Below are 18,403 nucleotides of genomic sequence, written 5' to 3' on the forward strand. Positions count from 1 at the left end.
GGAATGCCACCTCCGTGACTACCACCAAGACGGCTCCATCGCCCCAGGGTTCCCGCAGCAGCGCGCAGATCGCGGCGTTGTTCGTGGTGCTGATCCTGTCGATCATCCTGCTGTTCGCCAACTTCGCCTACCTCAACACCCAGGCCAATTACGACAAGCAGTACATCGGCCATGCCGGCGAGCTGCGCGTACTGTCCCAGCGCATTGCCAAGAACGCCACTGAAGCGGCGGCCGGCAAGGCCGTGGCCTTTCGCCTGCTGAGCGAGGCGCGCAATGATTTCGAACAGCGCTGGGGCTACCTGAAAAAGGGCGATAGCAGTACCGGCCTGCCTGCCGCGCCGCCGGCGGTGCGCAAGGAAATGGACGCGGTGCTGCGCGACTGGGAAAACCTGCGCAAGAACACCGACGCGATTCTTGCCAGTGAACAGACCGTGCTGTCGCTGCACCAGGTCGCCGCGACCCTGGCCGAAACCGTGCCGCAGTTGCAGGTGGAATACGAAAAGGTCGTGGAAATCCTGCTGCAAAGCGGCGCCCCGGCCAGTCAGGTCGCGGTGGCCCAGCGCCAGTCGCTGCTGGCAGAGCGCATTCTCGGCTCGGTCAACACCGTTCTGGCCGGGGATGACACTGCGGTTCAGGCCGCCGATGCCTTCGGCCGCGACGCCAGCCGTTTCGGCCAGGTGCTCGAAGCCATGCTCGGCGGCAACGAAGCGATCCAGGTTACCCGCGTGCAAGACCCCGATGCCCGCGCGCGGCTGGCCGAGATCGCCGAACTGTTCCAGTTCGTCGCAGGCTCGGTCGACGAGATCCTTGAAACCTCGCCTGAGCTGTTCCGTGTCCGCGAGGCCGCCGGGAGTATCTTCGGCCTGTCGCAAACCCTGCTCGATGAAGCCTCGCGACTGGCCACCGGCTTCGAGAACCTGGCCGGCGGGCGCACTCTGGATACCGTCGGCGGCTATGTGCTGGGCTTGCTGGCGCTGGCTTCGATCATCCTCATCGGCCTGGTGATGGTGCGTACCACTCACCGCCAGCTGCGCGAAACCGCCGAGAAAAACGAACGCAACCAGCAGGCGATCATGCGTCTGCTCGACGAAATCGAAGACCTCGCCGATGGCGATTTGACCGTGACGGTCTCGGTCACCGAGGACTTCACCGGCGCCATCGCCGACTCGATCAATTACTCCATCGACCAACTGCGCGACCTGGTGGCGACCATCAACCTCAGTGCCGAGGAGGTGGCCGCCGCCGTGCAGGACACCCAGAACACCGCGCGCCAGCTGGCCAAGGCCTCCGAACACCAGGCCCAGCAGATCAGCGATGCCTCGGTGGCGGTGGGCGACATGGCCGAGTCCATCGACCGGGTGTCCACCCACGCCTACGAGTCGGCGAAAGTGGCCGAGCGTTCGGTCGCCATCGCCAACAAGGGCAACGAGGTGGTGCACAACACCATCAACGGCATGGACAACATCCGCGAACAGATCCAGGACACCGCCAAGCGGATCAAGCGCCTGGGCGAGTCGTCCCAGGAGATTGGCGATATCGTCAGCCTGATCGACGACATTGCTGACCAAACCAACATCCTCGCCCTCAACGCGGCGATCCAGGCCTCGCTGGCCGGTGAAGCCGGGCGTGGCTTTGCCGTGGTTGCCGATGAAGTGCAACGCCTGGCCGAGCGCTCGTCGTCGGCCACGCGCCAGATCGAAGCGCTGGTGCGGACCATCCAGGCCGACACCAACGAGGCGGTGATCTCCATGGAGCAGACCACCGCCGAGGTGGTGCGCGGCGCACGCCTGGCCCAGGATGCCGGGGTGGCCCTGGCGGAAATCGAAGGCGTATCCCAGACCCTCGCCGACCTGATTCACAGCATCTCCGATGCCGCCCAGCTGCAGACCTCTTCGGCCGGGCAGATCTCGCATACCATGTCGGTAATCCAGCAGATCACCTCGCAAACCTCGGCTGGCTCTACCGCCACCGCCGAAAGCATTGGCAACCTGGCGCGTATGGCCAGTGAAATGCGCCGCTCGGTGTCCGGCTTTACCTTGCCGCCGACACCGCCGCGTTGAGGGCCTCATGGTGATGGGAGCAGTTATGGCGGATCGGCACGATACGGTAGCACTGGCCTGGGTCAAAGGGGCGATTGCCGACTGCCTGGGCCAGGCGCGCCTGACCCTGGAGCACTTCGCCGCCGAGCCCGGAGATGAGGCCGTACTCGATGGCTTCGTCGAACAGCTGCATCAGGTGCGCGGAAGCCTGCTGATGCTCGAGCTCAATGGCGCGGCCCTGCTCGCCGAAGAAATGGAACAACTGGGTCTGGCCTTGCGCCAGGGCCGGGCCAGCCAGCGCGGTGAAGCGCTGGGCGCACTGTTTCGCGGCCTGGAGCAATTACCGCTGTACCTTGAGCGCCTGCGCAGCGCCCGCCGTGACCTGCCGCTGGTGGTGCTGCCGGTGCTCAACCAACTGCGTGCCGAGCGCGGCGCCGAGCCCCTGGCGCAGGACAGCCTACTGACCAGTAGCCCCGCTGACGCTGAAGAACTGGCCAACCTCGACCTGTACCTGGGGACCTGGCGCGATCGCCTGCAGGCCGGGCCTGATCGCGATGCGCTGCGCTCGGTGGTCGCCGCTTTGTGCGAAGACCTCAAGCGGGTCAAGGAGCGTCTGGACCAGTTCGTGCGTGGCGATCGCCAGCATCTGGACGAGCTGGAGCCGTTGCTGGCGCCGCTGCGGCAGATCGCCGACACCCTGGCCGTGCTCGGCTTTGGCCAGCCGCGCCGAGTGATCATCGATCAGGTGCTGGTGCTGCAAAGCCTGGCCCAGGGCCAGCGTGAGCCGGCCGATGCGCTGTTGATGGATATCGCCGGGGCGTTGCTGTATGTCGAGGCAACCCTGGCCGGCATGGTCGGGCCGCTGGAGCAGAGCAGCCAGAGCCCGCTGCCGGGCACCGATCTGGCCGAGATTCGGCAACTGGTGCTTGAAGAGGCCTTAGCCGTGTTGCAACAGGTCAAGGACCTGATCGGCGATTGCCTGGATGCTGGCTGGCAGCCACAACGCCTGCAACCACTGCCTGGCTTGCTGCAGCAAATCCGTGGCGCCCTGGCGATGCTGATGCTGCCGCGGGCAGCGGCGTTGATCGGCCACTGCGGCGACTATGTACATGAGCATCTGCTGGGCAACGAAACTCTTGCTGAGCCTTCGGCCCTGAGCCATCTGGCCGAGGCCTTGAGTGCCTGCGAGTGTTACCTGCAATGGCTGATTGCCGACCCCCAGGCCAATCCCTCGCGGTTCCTCGAGGCGGCCCAGCACAGCCTTGCTGCCCTGGGTTATCGCCTTGAGCCGGAACCTGCGGTGATAGAGGTGCCGGCGGTAGCTGCGCCTGACGTCATGCCGATCGATGACGAGTTGCGCGAGATATTCCTTGAAGAAGCCAACGAGCTGCTGCCGTTGCTCAATGAAATGTGGGCCCGTTGGCAAGCCGACAGCGCCGATCGCGAAGCCCTGATCGAACTGCGCCGCGGCCTGCACACCCTCAAGGGCAGTGGGCGCATGGTCCGCGCCCAGGCGCTGGCGGAACTGGCATGGGCGGCGGAGCACCTGCTCAACCGTGTGCTCGAAGGCCGGGTGGAGATCGGCGCGGCGCCCTTCGCCGCGTTGCAACAAGCCCTGGATGAGATGCCTGCGCTGCTTGGCGAGTTTGCCCAGGCCCTGGCGCCGGCCCATCCCGAGATTGAACAATTGGCGACGCATCTGCATGCGCTGGCCATGAATGACCCGCACAGCGAGGCCGAGGCCAGCGAAGCCATTGACCCGCAATTGCTGGAGATATTCCGCAACGAGGCCCTGGGGCACCTGGACAGCCTCGAAGCCTTTTTGCGCGAGGCCGATCAGCACCTGCCGCTGCCGGTCAGCGACAACCTGCAGCGCGCCCTGCACACCCTCAAGGGCAGCGCGGCGATGGCCGGGGTGTTGCCGATTGCCGAGCTGGCCGGTGCCCTGGACTTACTGGCCCGCGAGTTCAAGGCCCATCTGCTGGCCTTTGATCTTGAAGAAATCTACCTCCTGGAAACCGCAGATCCGCTGCTGCGCCGTGGCGTGCAGCAGCTTTCCAGTTCACCGTTGGCGCCGATTGCCGGGGCTGCGACGCTGATTGCCGATATTCACCAGGTGGTCGATGCGCGCCTGCAGGCGTTGCTGGAGGCGCCGAGCCAGGGCTTGCGGGTCAAGCGCGACCCGCAACTGATTGCCAGCTTCCTGGCCCAGGGCATGGACATCCTGCTCGACGCCGAGTCGTTGCTGCTGCGTTGGCAGGAGCATCCCGGTGAGCGCCAGGAGCTCAATGCGCTGCTCGATGAACTGACCACTCTCGGCCAGAGCGCGCACCTGGCCGACCTGTGGCAGGTGGACGAACTGTGTGAAGCCTTGCTCGACCTCTACGGTGCAGTGGAGGAGAGCAGCCTGGCGGTCAGCCCGCGATTCTTCAGCGAGGCGCAGAGCGCCCATGAAGCGCTGATCGACATGCTCGACCAGATCGCCGCCGGCCAGGAAGTCGACCCGCGTCCGGAACGCTTGCAGGCCCTGCGCGAACTGCTCGACGAAGGCTTGGAACCGTCGGCCATGGGCCTGGTCAGCAGCCAGGGCGGGGCAATCACCGAGCTTGCCAGCGCCACCGCCGAACTGGCCGCCCAGGCACCGGACCCGGCCATGCTCGAGCTGTTCCTCGATGAAGCCAACGACATTCTCGACAGTGCCGACCAGGCCCTGGCGCGCTGGCTGCTGGATACCGATAACGCCTCGGCGCTGTCGTCGCTGGCCCGTGACCTGCAAACCCTCAAGGGTGGCGCACAGATGGCCGCCATGGGCGCGTTCGAAGTGCTGGCGCAAGAGCTTGAGCTGCTTTACGAAGGCCTGGTGGACCGGCGCTTCAGCCCCGGTGCCGAGCTGTTTGCCCTGCTCAAGCGCAGCCACCAGCAACTGGCGCAGATGCTCGAACAATTGCAGCAAGGCCAGGTGCCGGCAGCCCAGGTCGAACTGCTGGCGGCGCTGCGCGAGTTTCGTCATGACGCACCGCCGCCTGCGGTTGTGGATAAGCCTGTCGAAGCGCAGCAGGACGCTGGCGACAAAGAGTTGCTGGAGATCTTTCTCGAAGAAAGCCTCGACCTGGTCGAAAGCTCCAGTGCGGCCCTGCTGCGCTGGCAAGCCGAGCCGCGCAATGGCGTCGAGGTCGAAAACCTGCTGCGTGACCTGCACACCCTCAAGGGCGGTGCACGCATGGTCGAGATCGGGCCGATCGGCGACCTGGCCCACGAGCTGGAGTTCCTCTACGAACTGCTTGCCGCTGGCCAGTTGCAACCCAGCCCGGCGCTGTTCAGCCTGCTGCAGAACTGTCATGACCGCCTGGCCCATATGCTCGATGCCGTGCGCCTGCAACAGCCGCTGCATGCGGCCACGGCGCTGATCGACTACATCCGCAACTTCAGCAGCGCGGCATTGGCCGATACCGCCGCCGGCCAGGCGCACCCGGACACGGCGCCGCCGGAACTGCCGGTGACCGCGCCTGAGCGTGGCGCCGGCGACATGGTCAAGGTGGCCTCGGAGTTGCTCGATGACCTGGGCAACCTGGCCGGGGAAAACTCGATCATCCGTGGCCGCATCGAGCAGCAGGTCAACGATGCGCAGGTGGCCCTGAACGAGATGGAAACCACCCTGGAGCGCATGCGCGACCAGTTGCGCCGCCTGGATACCGAAACCCAGGGGCGCATTCTCAGCCGCCAGGCCGACGGCGACGGCCAGGCCTACGATGACTTCGACCCGCTGGAGATGGACCGCCATTCGCAACTGCAGCAGTTGTCGCGGGCGCTGTTCGAGTCGGCTTCCGACCTGCTTGACCTCAAGGAAACCCTGAGCGTGCGCGCCCATGACGCGCAGAGCCTGTTGCAGCAGCAGGCGCGGGTCAACAGCGACCTGCAGGAAGGCCTGATGCGCACCCGCATGGTGCCGTTCGAGCGCCTGGTGCCGCGTTTGCAGCGGGTGGTGCGGCAGGTGTCCAGCGAGCTGGGCAAGCAGGTTGAACTGGTGATCGGCAATGCCGAGGGCGAGATGGACCGCAGCGTGCTGGAGCGCATGATGGCGCCGCTAGAGCACATGCTGCGCAACGCCGTCGACCATGGCCTGGAGTCGCGCGAGGCGCGCCTGGCAGCCGGTAAGCCGGAGCAGGGGCTGATCTCGCTGAACCTGTTGCATGAAGGCGCCGATATCGTCATCGAAATGACCGATGACGGTGCAGGGGTGCCGCTTGAGGCCGTGCGGCGCAAGGCGATCAACCGTGGGCTGCTCGACCCTGCGGCGGTGCTCAGCGACCACGAGATCATGCAGTTCATCCTTCAGCCGGGGTTCTCCACCGCCGAGAAGATCACCCAGATTTCCGGGCGAGGGCTGGGCATGGACGTGGTCCATGAAGAGGTCAAGCAGCTCGGTGGTTCGATGGTGATCGAGTCGAAGCCGGGCAAGGGCGCGCGTTTTCTGATCCGCCTGCCGTTCACTGTGTCGATCAACCGTGGGTTGATGGTCCAGTACGGTGAAGAGCTGTACGCGATTCCGCTGAACACCATCGAAGGCATCGTCCGCGTGCCGCCGGCCGAGCTTGAAGCCTGCTACCAGCTCGACCCGCCGCATTACCGATACGCCGGACACCGCTATGAGCTGCGCTACCTGGGCGAGCTGCTGCAAGGCGCGGCGCAACCGAAACTGTTGGGCCAGAGCCTGCCGCTGCCGGTGTTGCTGGTGCATTCCCACGATCAACAGTACGCCGTACAGGTCGATGGCCTGGCGGCCAGCCGCGAGATCGTGGTCAAAAGCCTGGGGCCGCAGTTCGCTGCGGTCCAGGGGTTGTCCGGGGCGACCTTGCTGGGTGATGGCCGGGTGGTGCTGATTCTCGACTTGCTCGGCCAGTTACGCGGCCTGCAGCAGCAGTTGGCCCAGCACCATTGCAGCAGCGAAGGTCTGCGCCGGGAAAACCATGGCAGCGTGCCGGAACGGCCGCTGCTGGTGATGGTGGTGGACGACTCGGTGACCGTGCGCAAGGTCACCGGGCGGCTGCTCGAGCGCCACGGCATGAACGTGCTGACCGCCAAGGACGGGGTCGACGCCATGGCCCTGTTGCAGGAACATCGTCCGGACGTGCTTCTGCTGGACATTGAAATGCCGCGCATGGACGGCTTTGAAGTTGCCACACAGATTCGTCACGATCCCAAGCTCGAGGACCTGCCGATCATCATGATCACTTCGCGTACCGGCCAGAAACACCGCGACCGGGCCATGGCCATCGGCGTCAATGACTACCTGGGCAAGCCCTATCAAGAGTCGGTGCTGCTGCAGAGTATTGCCCAATGGAGCCGCCGCGATGCTTGAACAACCCGCCCGGTATAACCGGCGCAGCAGCCTGACCGGCTTGCTGCTGCCCTTGAGCGATCGCTGCCTGGTGCTGCCCAACGTTGCCGTGGCCGAACTGATCGGCTTTCAGGCCGGCAGCCCGGTGCTGGCGTCGCCTGAATGGTTGCTTGGCTGGATCGACTGGCGTGGCCAGCGCTTGCCTCTGCTCAGCTTCGAATCGGCCTGTGGCGGCCAGCTACAGGTTGGCGAGCGGGCGCGGATTGTCGTGCTCAATGCCCTGGGCAGCAGCCCGCTGCGCTTTGTTGCCTTGCTGGTGCAGGGCATTCCACGCTCGTGCAAGCTCGACAGCCAGCTCAACTACGTCGATGTGCCGCTGGCCGCCCTGGAGATGGCGGCGGTGCAGGTGGGCGAACAGGTGGCGCGGGTGCCGGATCTTCCTGCACTGGAACAGCTGTTGGTGAACGCAGGGGTGGTTTGAAACATTTGCCTGTGTAGGATGGGAGCCCTGTTACTAGTCAGGAGGATCCTGTTGCATGTATCACGGTGAACGTTTCAATGCCTGGACCCATCTGGTCGGCGCCGTGCTGGCTTGCATTGGCACCATCTGGCTGCTGGTGGTGGCAAGCCTGCAAGGTGACCCCTGGAAGATCGTCAGCCTGGCGATCTACGGTTTCACACTGTTGTTGCTCTACAGCATCTCGACGCTTTATCACAGCGTGCGCGGCAAGGCCAAAGTGGTCATGCGCAAGCTCGATCACCTGTCCATCTACCTGTTGATTGCCGGCAGCTATACGCCGTTCTGCCTGGTCAGCCTGCGCGGGCCGTGGGGCTGGAGCCTGTTCGGGGTAGTCTGGGGGCTGGCGGTGATCGGCATGCTGCAAGAGATCAAGCCGCGCTCCGAAGCGCGGGTGATGTCGATCATCATCTATGCACTGATGGGCTGGATCGTGCTGGTGGCGGTCAAGCCACTGCTGGCCAGTCTCGGCGCCGCAGGCTTTGCCTGGCTGGCGGCCGGTGGTGCGTTCTACACCATCGGCATCATCTTCTTCGCCTACGACAGCCGCTTTCGCCATTGGCATGGCATCTGGCACCTGTTCGTGATTGCCGGCAGCCTGCTGCACTTCATCGCGGTGTTCTTCTACGTGCTCTAGAAGTCGCCCCACAGCTGCTGGGCGACGGCCAGGGCCACCACCGGCGCAGTTTCGGTGCGCAGCACCCGCGGGCCCAGGCGCGCGGCGTGGAAGCCGGCGCCTTTGGCCTGCTCCACTTCTGCTTTGCTCAGACCGCCCTCAGGACCGATCAGAAAGGCCAGGCTGGCCGGCTTCTGGTGGCTGACCATCGGTTCAGCAACCGGGTGCAGGACCAGCTTGAGGTCTTCGTCGCAGGCCTTGAGCCAGTCGGCCAGCAGCTGCGGCGGGTGAATCACCGGCACGCTGGAGCGCCCGCACTGCTCGCAGGCGCTGATTGCCACCTGGCGCCAGTGGGCCAGGCGCTTGTCGGCGCGCTCATCTTTCAGGCGCACTTCGCAGCGCTCGCTGACGATCGGGGTAATGGCACTGACACCCAGCTCGGTGGCCTTCTGGATGGCCCAGTCCATGCGCTCGCCGCGGGACAGGCCCTGGCCGAGGTGAACCTGCAGGCTTGAGTCGGCTTGACCGGCGAAGGCTTCGTCGAGCTGCACGCGGACGGTTTTCTTGCCGACTTCGAGCAACTGGCCGCGAAACTCCTGGCCGCTGCCGTCGAACAGTTGCACGGCGTCGCCGGCGGCCATGCGCAGCACGCGGCCGATGTAGTGGGCCTGGGCTTCGGGCAGATCGTGGGCGCCGAGGCTCAGGGGGGCGTCGATGAAGAAGCGGGACAGTCTCATGGGTTAACTCTAAAAATGTGTTGGCAGTGCGGGCCTCATCGCGGGTCAAGCCCGCTCCTACAGGGATCTCTGTGGGAGCGGGCTTGACCCGCGATGCGGTTAGCCCGGATCGCGGAAGTCAGGGTGGAAATCAGCCGGCACCGCCACGCTGATGCTGCTGCGGGTGGCGATGTCGATGCCCTCGGTGGCCACCTCGGCAAGGAAGTCGATCTGCTCCGGGGTGATCACGTAAGGCGGCAGGAAGTACACCACGCTGCCCAGCGGGCGCAGCAGGGCACCGCGACTCAGGGCGTGCTCGAAGACCTTCAGGCCACGGCGCTCCTGCCACGGGTAGGCGGTCTTGCTGGCCTTGTCCTGGACCATCTCGATGGCCAGGGCCATGCCGGTCTGGCGCACTTCGGCGACATGCGGGTGGTCGACCAGGTGCGCGGTGGCGGTGGCCATGCGCTGGGAGAGAGCCTTGTTGGCTTCGATGACGTTGTCCTGCTCGAAGATATCCAGGGTCGCCAGCGCCGCGGCACAGGCCAGCGGGTTGCCGGTGTAGCTGTGCGAGTGGAGGAAGGCGCGCAGGGTCGGGTAATCGTCGTAGAAGGCGCTGTACACCTCGTTGGTGGTCAGGCAGGCGGCCAGCGGCAGGTAGCCGCCGGTCAGGGCCTTGGACAGGCACAGGAAGTCCGGGCGGATGCCGGCCTGTTCGCAGGCGAACATCGTCCCGGTGCGGCCAAAGCCCACGGCGATTTCGTCGTGGATCAGGTGCACGCCATAGCGGTCGCAGGCTTCACGCAGCAGCTTGAGGTACACCGGGTGGTACATGCGCATGCCGCCAGCGCCCTGGATCAGCGGTTCGACGATGACGGCGGCAACCGTGGCATGGTGTTCGGCCAGGGTCTGCTCCATGGCCGCGAACATAGTGCGCGAGTGTTCTTCCCAGCCCATGCCCTCGGGGCGCAGGTAGCAGTCCGGGCTCGGCACCTTGATGGTGTCGAGCAGCAGCGCCTTGTAGGTCTCGGTGAACAGCGGCACATCGCCGACCGACATCGCCGCGATGGTTTCGCCGTGATAGCTGTTGCTCAGGGTGACGAAGCGCTTTTTCTCCGGCTGACCTTTGTTCAGCCAGTAGTGGAAGCTCATTTTCAGCGCCACTTCGATGCAGGACGAACCGTTATCGGCGTAGAACACCCGGTCCAGGCCTTCAGGGGTGATCTGCACCAGGCGCTCGGAGAGCTCGATCACCGGCTGATGGCTGAAGCCGGCGAGGATCACGTGTTCGAGCTGGTCGACCTGATCCTTGATGCGCTGGTTGATGCGCGGGTTGGCATGGCCAAAAACGTTGACCCACCAGGAGCTGACGGCGTCGAGATAGTGCTTGCCTTCGAAGTCTTCCAGCCACACGCCTTGGCCGCGCTTGATTGGAATCAGCGGCAGTTGTTCGTGATCTTTCATCTGGGTGCAGGGGTGCCACAGGACCTTGAGGTCGCGTTGCATCCACTGTTGGTTGAGGCCCATTTCGATTCTCCTGGCGACGGCGGCTCGGACATGCCGCGCAAGCCTATGCAATGCGCCGGCCGAGAACAACCCGTGCGCTGCAATCAGGGTGCTGGCGTTGCTGGCGGGGGCGCTTGGCGTGGCGTATCCTTCGGCTACTCTTTCTGGGGGGATCCCCCCAAACACTTCTGCTTTGATCCGGAGTTCGCCAAATGTCTGCTGGTTGGCTGCGCGCGTGTGCGCTGGTAATGATAGGACTGTTCAGCGGCACTGCGCTGGCCAAGGACAAGGCCCCGACGGCAATCGTCGTCGGTGGCGGTCTGGCCGGCCTGACAGCCGCCTATGAGTTGCAGAACAAGGGGTGGCAGGTGACCCTGCTGGAAGCCAAGGCCGGCATGGGCGGGCGCTCGGGCCTGGCCACCAGCGAATGGATCGGCAACAGCAAGGCCCAGCCGGTGCTCAACCAGTACCTGGACACCTTCAAGCTCAGTACCCTGCCGGCACCGGAGTTCGTGCGGACCCCGGGTTACCTGATCGACGGCGAATATTTCAGCTCGACCGACCTGGCCACCAAGCAGCCGGCCACCGCCGAGGCGCTCAAGCGTTACGAGAAGACCCTCGACGACCTGGCGCGCTCGATCGACGATCCGCTGAACCCGGCGGCCAACAGCACCCTGTTTGCCCTCGACCAGCTCAACGTCTCCGGCTGGCTCGACAAGCTGCAGTTGCCGGCCACCGCACGCCAGTTGATCAATCAGCAAATCCGTACCCGCTACGACGAGCCATCGCGCCTGTCGCTGCTCTATTTCGCCCAGCAGACCCGCGTCTACCGTGGCGTCAGCGACCGTGACCTGCGCGCGGCCCGCCTGCCAGGCGGCAGCCCGGTACTGGCCCAGGCCTTCGTCAAACAGTTGAAGACCATCAAGACCCAATCGCCGGTCAGTGCCATTGTCCAGGACAAGGACGGCGTCACCGTCAAAGTCGGTAGCGTCGGTTACCAGGCAGATTACGTAGTGCTGGCCGTGCCGCTGCGCGCCCTGTCGAAAATCCAGATGACCCCGGGCCTGGACGCCAAGCACCTGGCTGCGCTCAAGGGTACCAACTACGGCTGGCGCGACCAGCTGATGCTCAAGTTCAAGACCCCGGTGTGGGAGAGCCGCTCGCGGATGTCCGGCGAGATCTACAGCAACACCGGCCTGGGCATGCTCTGGATCGAGCCTGCGCTCAAGGGCGGCGCCAACGTGGTGATCAACCTTTCCGGTGACAACGCGCGTCTGCTGCAAGCCTTTGGCGACAAGCAGATGGTCGATCAGGTGCTGATCCGCCTGCACGCCTTCTACCCGCAGGCCCGCGGTGCCTTCACCGGCTACGAAGTGCGCCGTTACAGCACCGACGTCGGTACCGGTGGCGCCTACCTGGCCTATGGTCCTGGCCAGATCAGCAAGTACTGGCGCCTGTGGGAGCGTCCGGTGCAGCGTATTGCCTTTGCGGGCGAGCACACCGATGCGATGTACCCGGGCACCCTCGAAGGCGCCCTGCGCAGTGGTCAGCGCGCTGCCAGCCAGGTCCAGGATCTGGCGGCCGGCAAGTCGTTCGAACCGGTCAAGGCGGTAGCGGCCACCGCTGCTGCAGGCACGGCTGCGGCGGCGGCGAGCAAGGGCAACTTCTTCAGCAACCTGTTTGGTGGTTCGTCCGACAAGTCGGCCAAGGCCGAGGAGCCGGTGAAGAAGGAAGAGGGCAAGCCAGGGTTCTTCAAGCGTCTGTTCGGCGGTGCTGACAAGCCTGCCGAGCAGCCATCCGCCAAGCCTGCCGAGGTTGCCCCGGCACCCGCTCCGGCTACTGCACCGGCACCCACGGTAGCACCGGTTGCCAAGGAAGAACCGGCCAAGGCGCCGGTAAAAGCGGCCCCGGCCAAACCTGCGGCCAAGCAGGCGCCGGCGAAAAAACCGGTGGCCAAAGCGCAACAGCAGAAAAAGACTGCAGCCAAGGCTGCGCCAGTGAAGAAAACCGCTGCCAAGGCGGAACCGGTGAAAAAGCCGGTGGCCGATACCCAGGCCAAGGCGCAGTAATGCGCTGACTTCATCGCCGGCAAGACCGGCTCCCACAGGGTTTTGTTCAAGCCGAACCTTTGGGAGCCGGCGTTGCCGGTGATGGGCCGCGCTACGGCCCCAAGACCCTCAGGGTCTTCCCTTCCCACGTAGTTAATGTTTCCTTAATAGCTTCGTTTCATACTAAAGATCATATTTCTCGATATTTCAGAGCAAGTTTTTCTGCTTTTAATCGATAAATAACTCGTTAGTCTTGAGCACAGTTCTTACAGGGAAACACGGCAATGCAACTGCGCAATTCATCTTCTCGTTATGGCCTTGTCAGCATCTTCCTGCACTGGGGTGTTGCGCTGGCCGTATTCGGCCTGTTCGGCCTGGGCCTGTGGATGATGGGCCTGGACTACTACAGCACCTGGCGCAAAGACGCCCCCGACCTGCACAAAAGCATCGGCCTGGTGCTGCTTGGGGTAATGCTGCTGCGTGTGCTCTGGCGCTTTGTCAGTCCGCCCCCGCCGGCTCCGGCCAGCCACGGCAAACTGACTCGCCTGGCCTCCACTGCCGGCCATGGCCTGCTGTACCTGGGTTTGTTCGCGGTGATGATTGCCGGTTACCTGATTTCTACCGCCGATGGTGTTGGCATTCCGGTGTTCGGCCTGTTCGAAGTGCCGGCGCTGGTCAGTAATCTGCCCGACCAGGCCGACGTCGCCGGCGAAATCCATTTCTACCTGGCCTGGGGCCTGGTGATTTTTGCCGGGCTGCATGGCCTGGCCGCCCTGAAACACCACTTTATTGACCGTGACGCGACCCTGATCCGCATGCTGGGCCGCAAAGCTTGATGTTCAACCTCAACTCCAAAGGGATATAGACGCATGTTGAAAAAGACTTTTGCCGCTCTGGCGCTCGGTACCGCACTGTTGTCCGCCGGCCAAGCCATGGCAGCAGATTACAAGATCGACAAGGAAGGCCAGCACGCCTTCGTTGACTGGAAGATCAGCCACCTGGGCTACAGCTTCATCCACGGTACTTTCAAGGATTTCGATGGTTCCTTCAGCTGGGATTCGACCAAGCCTGAGGCCAGCAAGATCGCAGTCGACCTGAAAACCGCCAGCCTGTGGTCCAACCACGCCGAGCGTGACAAGCACATCGCCAGCAAAGACTTCCTCGATGTGAAGAAGTACCCAGAGGCCAAGTTCGTGTCCACCGCCGTTAAATCTACCGGCGAGAAAACCTCTGACGTGACCGGCGACCTGACCCTGCACGGTGTGACCAAGCCGGTGATCTTCAAGGCTACTTTCAACGGTGAAGGCAAGGATCCATGGGGTGGCGAGCGTGCCGGTTTCAACGCCAAGACCACGCTGAACCTGAACGACTTCGGCATCAAAGGCCCAGGCCCTGCATCGCAGACCCTGGATCTGGACATCACGATCGAAGGCGTCAAGCAGAAGTAATTGCTGCTGAACGAACAAAAACGCCGCCCCTAGGGGCGGCGTTTTTGTTGGCGCGGTCGCTGAATCAGCGGTTGCGCGTCAGCAAAGCAGGTTTCTCGCCACGTGGACGGCTTGGCAGTTGCTCGAGCTGCTCGGCAGTCGGGAAGCGATCGACCTTCGACTCCTTGTGCATGATCTTCGGCTGCGACTGGCCTTCACGCGGGTTGCGCACGGCCGGTTCCTGGCTCGATTGATCATCGCGGGCTGGACGACGGTTACGACCGCCACCACCGTCGCGGCGCGCCTGGCCGTCACGGCCGCCACCACCACTACGGGCACCACCACCGCGTTTCTCTCCATTGGCCGAAGCACCGCCACCGCTACGCGGGCCGTTGTTGCTGCGTGGCTGACCACCCCGTGGCTGGCCACCCGTACTGGCGCCAGCCTGGGCAGGTGCACCCGGGCGACGGTTGCGGCCCTGGTTGCCCTTGTTCTGGTAAGGGCTGACGTAGTCGGCGCGGTTACCGAAATTGTCGACTTCGTCATCCAGGAATTCTTCCGGATCACGGTTGGCCGGCACTGGCGGGATACCTGGCTGAGCCGACTGGGCCTGACGCGGCTTGTTGTCGCGCGGCTTGCGCTCCTGGCGGCCACCAGCGGATTTCTCCGCGGTTTTTTCCTTGTCCTTGTCGCGGCCTTTGTCTTTGCCCTGATCCTTGCCCTTGTCCTTGCGACCGCCACTGTTGGCATTGCTGCCATCGGCACGTTGGCCACGGCCAGTGCGCGGATTGTTTTGCGGACGTTCACGGGTTTCGGGTTTTTCAGCTTCGACCTTGGAGGCGTCAAAGCCCATCAGGTCGCCATCCGGGATTTTCTGGCGGGTGACGCGCTCGATGCTCTTGAGCAGCTTTTCTTCATCCGGAGCGACCAGCGAAATGGCCTCACCCGAGCGCCCGGCACGGCCGGTACGGCCGATGCGGTGGACGTAATCTTCTTCGACATTGGGCAACTCGAAGTTGACCACGTGCGGCAGTTGGTCGATGTCCAGGCCACGGGCGGCGATGTCGGTGGCGACCATGATGCGCACGGTACCGGCCTTGAAGTCGGCCAGGGCCTTGGTGCGGGCGTTCTGGCTCTTGTTGCCGTGGATCGCGGCGGCGGTCAGGCCGTGCTTTTCCAGGTACTCGGCCAGGCGGTTGGCGCCATGCTTGGTACGGGTGAACACCAGTACCTGTTCCCAGGCGCCGGTAGTGATCAGGTGCGCCAGCAAGGCACGCTTGTGGCTGGCCGGCAGGCGGTAGACGCGTTGTTCGATACGCTCGACGGTAGTGTTCGGCGGCGTGACTTCAATGCGTTCCGGATTGTGCAGCAGCTTGTCGGCAAGGTCGGTGATGTCCTTGGAGAAGGTCGCCGAGAACAGCAGGTTCTGGCGCTTGGCCGGCAAACGGGCGAGGACCTTTTTCACATCGTGGATGAAGCCCATGTCGAGCATGCGGTCGGCTTCGTCCAGCACCAGGGTTTCGACATGGGACAGGTCAACGCTGCCCTGGCCGGCCAGGTCGAGCAAGCGCCCCGGGCAGGCTACCAGCACATCAACGCCCTTGGCCATGGCCTGAACCTGGGGGTTCATGCCGACGCCACCAAAGATGCAGGCGCTGACGAATTTGAGGTCGCGGGCGTAGACCTTGAAGCTGTCGTGAACCTGGGCGGCCAGTTCGCGCGTCGGGGTCAGCACCAGTACCCGCGGCTGGCGTGGGCCATGACGCTGGGATTTGTCCGGGTGACCGCCTGGGAACAGGCGCTCAAGGATCGGCAGGGCGAAGCCGCCGGTTTTACCAGTACCTGTCTGGGCGGCAACCATCAGGTCGCGGCCTTGCAACACGGCGGGAATGGCCCGCTGTTGCACCGGAGTGGGCTGGGTGTAGCCCGCTGCCTCGATGGCGCGGACTAGAGCCTCGGAGAGACCGAGGGAAGCAAAGGACATGAGTAATCCTGTTCTAATGGGGGCTGAGCCCGATGGGATAATCTTGCCTGGCGCGACGGGCATCAGGTGATGCTATCGCGTCCGGTCCTGCAGGGCCTTCAATGCGCATCCGGGGCGGCGGGCGGGCTCTTGGCCGCGCTGTCCTGCCGGTCGGGATGCCTTTTGCAAGGCCGAGCGTCCGGGCGTAAGCCTGGCGGGAAGGCCCGAGTATAACAGAGCATTCAGCGCGTGCTGTGTTCCTGCTGCTCAACGGCGGGTTGAAAGTTTTCCCCGGCACTGGCGTAACGGGCGTGCAGTGCAGCATAGGCCGGTTCGCGCTTGAAGCGCCGCAGCTCGGCGGCAAAGCGCTGGGCCAGCAGGTCCATGCCGACATTGCGGCGCACCGCCAGGTACTGGCTCTGGCGGCTGATCACCAGCGGCAGTTCGCTGATCTGCTGCTCCAGGCCCAGGTTGCGCACCAGGTAGCGGCCTACTCGACGGTCAGTGATCAGCAGGTCGATGCGCCCGCGCTGCAGCTTGCCGAAGTTGGCCTCATGGGTGGGCGCAGGTTCGCGGGTGAATAGCGGCGACTCGATAAACGCCGCTCCGTAGCTGTAACCGGGAGAGGTCCCTACCGTCAGGCCGCGCAGGTCTTCCAGGCGCTTGACCTTGTGCGGTCGGTCGTTGGCGTAGAAGAGGGTGAATTCGACGTCGGACAGCGGTTCGCTGGGGTAGAACAGCTGGCTGTCGCGCTGTTCGGTCTGGAAGATGTCCAGCACACCATCGGCCAGACCTTGTTCGATCATGGCCAGGCAGCGTTTCCACGGCAGGAATTGCCATTCCACCTCGACGCCCAGGCGTTTGAATACTTCGGCGGTCACCTCGTAGTCGATGCCTTTGGCCTGACCGTCTTCAAGGTAGACATAGGGAGCCCAGGGTTCGGTGACGATACGTAGCTTCTCGCCATGGGCAAAGGCACTCAGGCAAGTGAGAAACAGCGCGGTCAACAGACGGGTGAAATCGGGCATGGCTGGAGATTACGACGTGCGCACGGCTATGGCTAGTAGCCGTGCACGTCGATCCAGCCGGGTTGTCAGCGCTGTGATCGCTTTAACAGCAAATCACGCACGGTGCGGTGCTTGCGGCCCAGGGACAGGCGCATGCCGGGATGCTCGAACCATTGCTGCAGGGTCGCGGGGCAGAGCGGCTGCGGATGCCGGGCCTTGGCGTTGTCCAGGGCCTTGTCCCACCAAGCCGAGGCGCAGGCGCGGTCGAACTCGTTGGGGTAGTCGTAGCAGCCGTTGAGCAACTCGCGCATGAACTGGCGCTGTTCGGCCGGCAAGGTCAGGCTCAAGGCCTTGTAGCCCAGCCGCTGCAGGGTGGGCGGCTTGGGCAGCTGGGCGTTGACGCGGTAGACATCGGCCAGCGCCGCTTCAGTCAGAGGGGCATGCTGGTGCTTGGCCAGCCAGGCCTGGACCTTGGCCCGGAACAGCTGCTTGCGGCTCCAGTAGTGATGGATCAGGTCGGTGCACTGGTTGACCTGCATCTGCCGGTAGGCCGCGACAGTCAGGCAGAACTCTTCCAGGGTGTAAGCCCCCTTGGCGTGGGGGTAGTACTCGTCCATCAAGGCGATGGAGCGGTCGAGCAACGGTGCATCTTCCTGCATCAGGCCAATGACCCCGGAGTTCAGCAGTGGCATGTTCCGGTCGGCCAGGCCGCGCTCCTCGAGCATCGGTGCCAGGGTCTGAAACAGCAGGCACTGCGGGTCACTGCCATAGGTGCCGCCGATGGCGTTGCACAGCAAGGTGCCTGGCTTGACCCGGTGGAACAGTTCGATGGGCGACTGATGGAAAAACGTGTCGGTATCGATCAGCACTGCCATGGGCGCACTGGCCAGCACCTTACGCAGCACCACATGCTTGCTGCGAAAGTGATAACCGTAGGGCTGGTTCCAGGCTTCGCGGGTGGCCGCGTCGAGTGGATGTACGCTTACCGGCAGATGCAGGTAGGGCTCGGGGTTGTCGCTGTAGACCTGGATATCAAGGGCTTGCCCGGGAGTCTTGCGCAGGTTGGCCAGGGCGCTGACGATGCTGAACTGGGCTTCCTGATGATAGGTGTGTGGCCCGAAGACCAGGTAAACAAGTTGCGGTCGAGCAGGGGTAAGTCCTTGGCGCATGAAGGCACGAGAATCCGTCAGGGGGTAAGAATGCAGAAAAGGCCCTTAGCGTAAGCT

The 18,403-nt window shown here is 64.0% G+C and carries 11 protein-coding genes and 2 pseudogenes; 8 read left to right on the forward strand and 5 right to left on the reverse strand.

All coding sequences use genetic code 11. From position 1 onward, the window contains the following. Nucleotides 1-14 precede the first annotated feature (14 nt). The 5 genes and pseudogenes from PspR32_RS01915 (at nt 15) to trhA (ending at nt 8,531) form a co-directional block, all read left to right on the forward strand. Nucleotides 15-2,060: a methyl-accepting chemotaxis protein gene (locus tag PspR32_RS01915; RefSeq protein WP_010221501.1), complete on the forward strand. Its 2,046-nt coding sequence runs from the start codon at nt 15-17 to the stop codon at nt 2,058-2,060. A gap of 1,315 nt (nt 2,061-3,375) precedes the next feature. After that, a pseudogene (locus PspR32_RS01920) lies at nt 3,376-6,882 on the forward strand (Hpt domain-containing protein); the annotation flags it as partial. A gap of 138 nt (nt 6,883-7,020) precedes the next feature. Next, a pseudogene (locus PspR32_RS26560) lies at nt 7,021-7,398 on the forward strand (response regulator); the annotation flags it as partial. Next, nucleotides 7,391-7,858: a chemotaxis protein CheW gene (locus PspR32_RS01925; RefSeq protein ID WP_159388023.1), complete on the forward strand. Its 468-nt coding sequence runs from the start codon at nt 7,391-7,393 to the stop codon at nt 7,856-7,858. The pseudogene PspR32_RS26560 and the gene PspR32_RS01925, both read left to right, overlap by 8 nt. Nucleotides 7,859-7,913: 55 nt before the next feature. Next, nucleotides 7,914-8,531, forward strand: coding sequence for a PAQR family membrane homeostasis protein TrhA (trhA, locus tag PspR32_RS01930; RefSeq protein ID WP_010221504.1), 618 nt, complete (start codon nt 7,914-7,916; stop codon nt 8,529-8,531). Here the strand turns inward: trhA and PspR32_RS01935 are convergent. Both PspR32_RS01935 and PspR32_RS01940 read right to left on the reverse strand, forming a co-directional pair. After that, on the reverse strand, nt 8,528-9,247 hold the full coding sequence (locus PspR32_RS01935; RefSeq protein WP_159388024.1) for a 16S rRNA (uracil(1498)-N(3))-methyltransferase: 720 nt from the start codon (nt 9,245-9,247) through the stop codon (nt 8,528-8,530). The genes trhA and PspR32_RS01935 overlap by 4 nt on opposite strands. Nucleotides 9,248-9,346: 99 nt before the next feature. Then, on the reverse strand, nt 9,347-10,753 hold the full coding sequence (locus tag PspR32_RS01940; RefSeq protein ID WP_010221506.1) for an adenosylmethionine--8-amino-7-oxononanoate transaminase: 1,407 nt from the start codon (nt 10,751-10,753) through the stop codon (nt 9,347-9,349). A 191-nt stretch (nt 10,754-10,944) separates the two neighbouring features. On the opposite strand from PspR32_RS01940, the gene PspR32_RS01945 reads away from it, so the two are divergent. The 3 genes from PspR32_RS01945 (at nt 10,945) to PspR32_RS01955 (ending at nt 14,228) form a co-directional block, all read left to right on the forward strand. Continuing rightward, nucleotides 10,945-12,801 carry a flavin monoamine oxidase family protein gene (locus PspR32_RS01945; protein WP_036995452.1) on the forward strand — a complete coding sequence of 619 codons (1,857 nt, stop codon included), beginning with the start codon at nt 10,945-10,947 and terminating at the stop codon, nt 12,799-12,801. A gap of 263 nt (nt 12,802-13,064) precedes the next feature. Then, entirely contained in the window at nt 13,065-13,616 is a 552-nt protein-coding gene (locus PspR32_RS01950) for a cytochrome b (protein ID WP_010221508.1), read from the forward strand. Nucleotides 13,617-13,649: 33 nt separating this feature from the next. Beyond that, nucleotides 13,650-14,228 (forward strand): YceI family protein, encoded by a 579-nt coding sequence (locus PspR32_RS01955; RefSeq protein WP_159388025.1) that lies wholly within the window; start codon nt 13,650-13,652, stop codon nt 14,226-14,228. A 64-nt stretch (nt 14,229-14,292) separates the two neighbouring features. Here the strand turns inward: PspR32_RS01955 and PspR32_RS01960 are convergent, their stop codons facing one another. The 3 genes from PspR32_RS01960 to PspR32_RS01970 form a co-directional block, all read right to left on the reverse strand. Beyond that, a complete protein-coding gene (locus PspR32_RS01960) occupies nt 14,293-16,191 on the reverse strand; it encodes a DEAD/DEAH box helicase (RefSeq protein ID WP_159388026.1) in 1,899 nt (632 codons plus the stop codon). A gap of 221 nt (nt 16,192-16,412) precedes the next feature. Then, complete coding sequence (locus tag PspR32_RS01965; protein WP_010221511.1) at nt 16,413-17,198, reverse strand: substrate-binding periplasmic protein; 786 nt, start codon at nt 17,196-17,198, stop codon at nt 16,413-16,415. 65 nt (nt 17,199-17,263) lie between these two features. Continuing rightward, nucleotides 17,264-18,346 carry a hypothetical protein gene (locus PspR32_RS01970; RefSeq protein WP_159388027.1) on the reverse strand — a complete coding sequence of 361 codons (1,083 nt, stop codon included), beginning with the start codon at nt 18,344-18,346 and terminating at the stop codon, nt 17,264-17,266. Nucleotides 18,347-18,403: the final 57 nt, after the last annotated feature.

It is taken from the genome of Pseudomonas sp. R32, from assembly GCF_009866705.1.
GTDB classification, from domain to species: Bacteria; Pseudomonadota; Gammaproteobacteria; order Pseudomonadales; family Pseudomonadaceae; genus Aquipseudomonas; species Aquipseudomonas donghuensis.

Excerpts from the sequence above, each read along its gene's own strand:
- PspR32_RS01940 (WP_010221506.1), bottom strand. The coding sequence starts at position 10,753 with ATGGGCCTCAACCAACAGTGGATGCAACGCGACCTCAAGGTCCTGTGG.
- PspR32_RS01925 (WP_159388023.1), top strand. The coding sequence starts at position 7,391 with ATGCTTGAACAACCCGCCCGGTATAACCGGCGCAGCAGCCTGACCGGC.
- PspR32_RS01945 (WP_036995452.1), top strand. The coding sequence starts at position 10,945 with ATGTCTGCTGGTTGGCTGCGCGCGTGTGCGCTGGTAATGATAGGACTG.
- PspR32_RS01950 (WP_010221508.1), top strand. The coding sequence starts at position 13,065 with ATGCAACTGCGCAATTCATCTTCTCGTTATGGCCTTGTCAGCATCTTC.
- PspR32_RS01955 (WP_159388025.1), top strand. The coding sequence starts at position 13,650 with ATGTTGAAAAAGACTTTTGCCGCTCTGGCGCTCGGTACCGCACTGTTG.
- PspR32_RS01935 (WP_159388024.1), bottom strand. The coding sequence starts at position 9,247 with ATGAGACTGTCCCGCTTCTTCATCGACGCCCCCCTGAGCCTCGGCGCC.
- PspR32_RS01970 (WP_159388027.1), bottom strand. The coding sequence starts at position 18,346 with ATGCGCCAAGGACTTACCCCTGCTCGACCGCAACTTGTTTACCTGGTC.
- PspR32_RS01960 (WP_159388026.1), bottom strand. The coding sequence starts at position 16,191 with ATGTCCTTTGCTTCCCTCGGTCTCTCCGAGGCTCTAGTCCGCGCCATC.
- PspR32_RS01965 (WP_010221511.1), bottom strand. The coding sequence starts at position 17,198 with ATGCCCGATTTCACCCGTCTGTTGACCGCGCTGTTTCTCACTTGCCTG.
- trhA (WP_010221504.1), top strand. The coding sequence starts at position 7,914 with ATGTATCACGGTGAACGTTTCAATGCCTGGACCCATCTGGTCGGCGCC.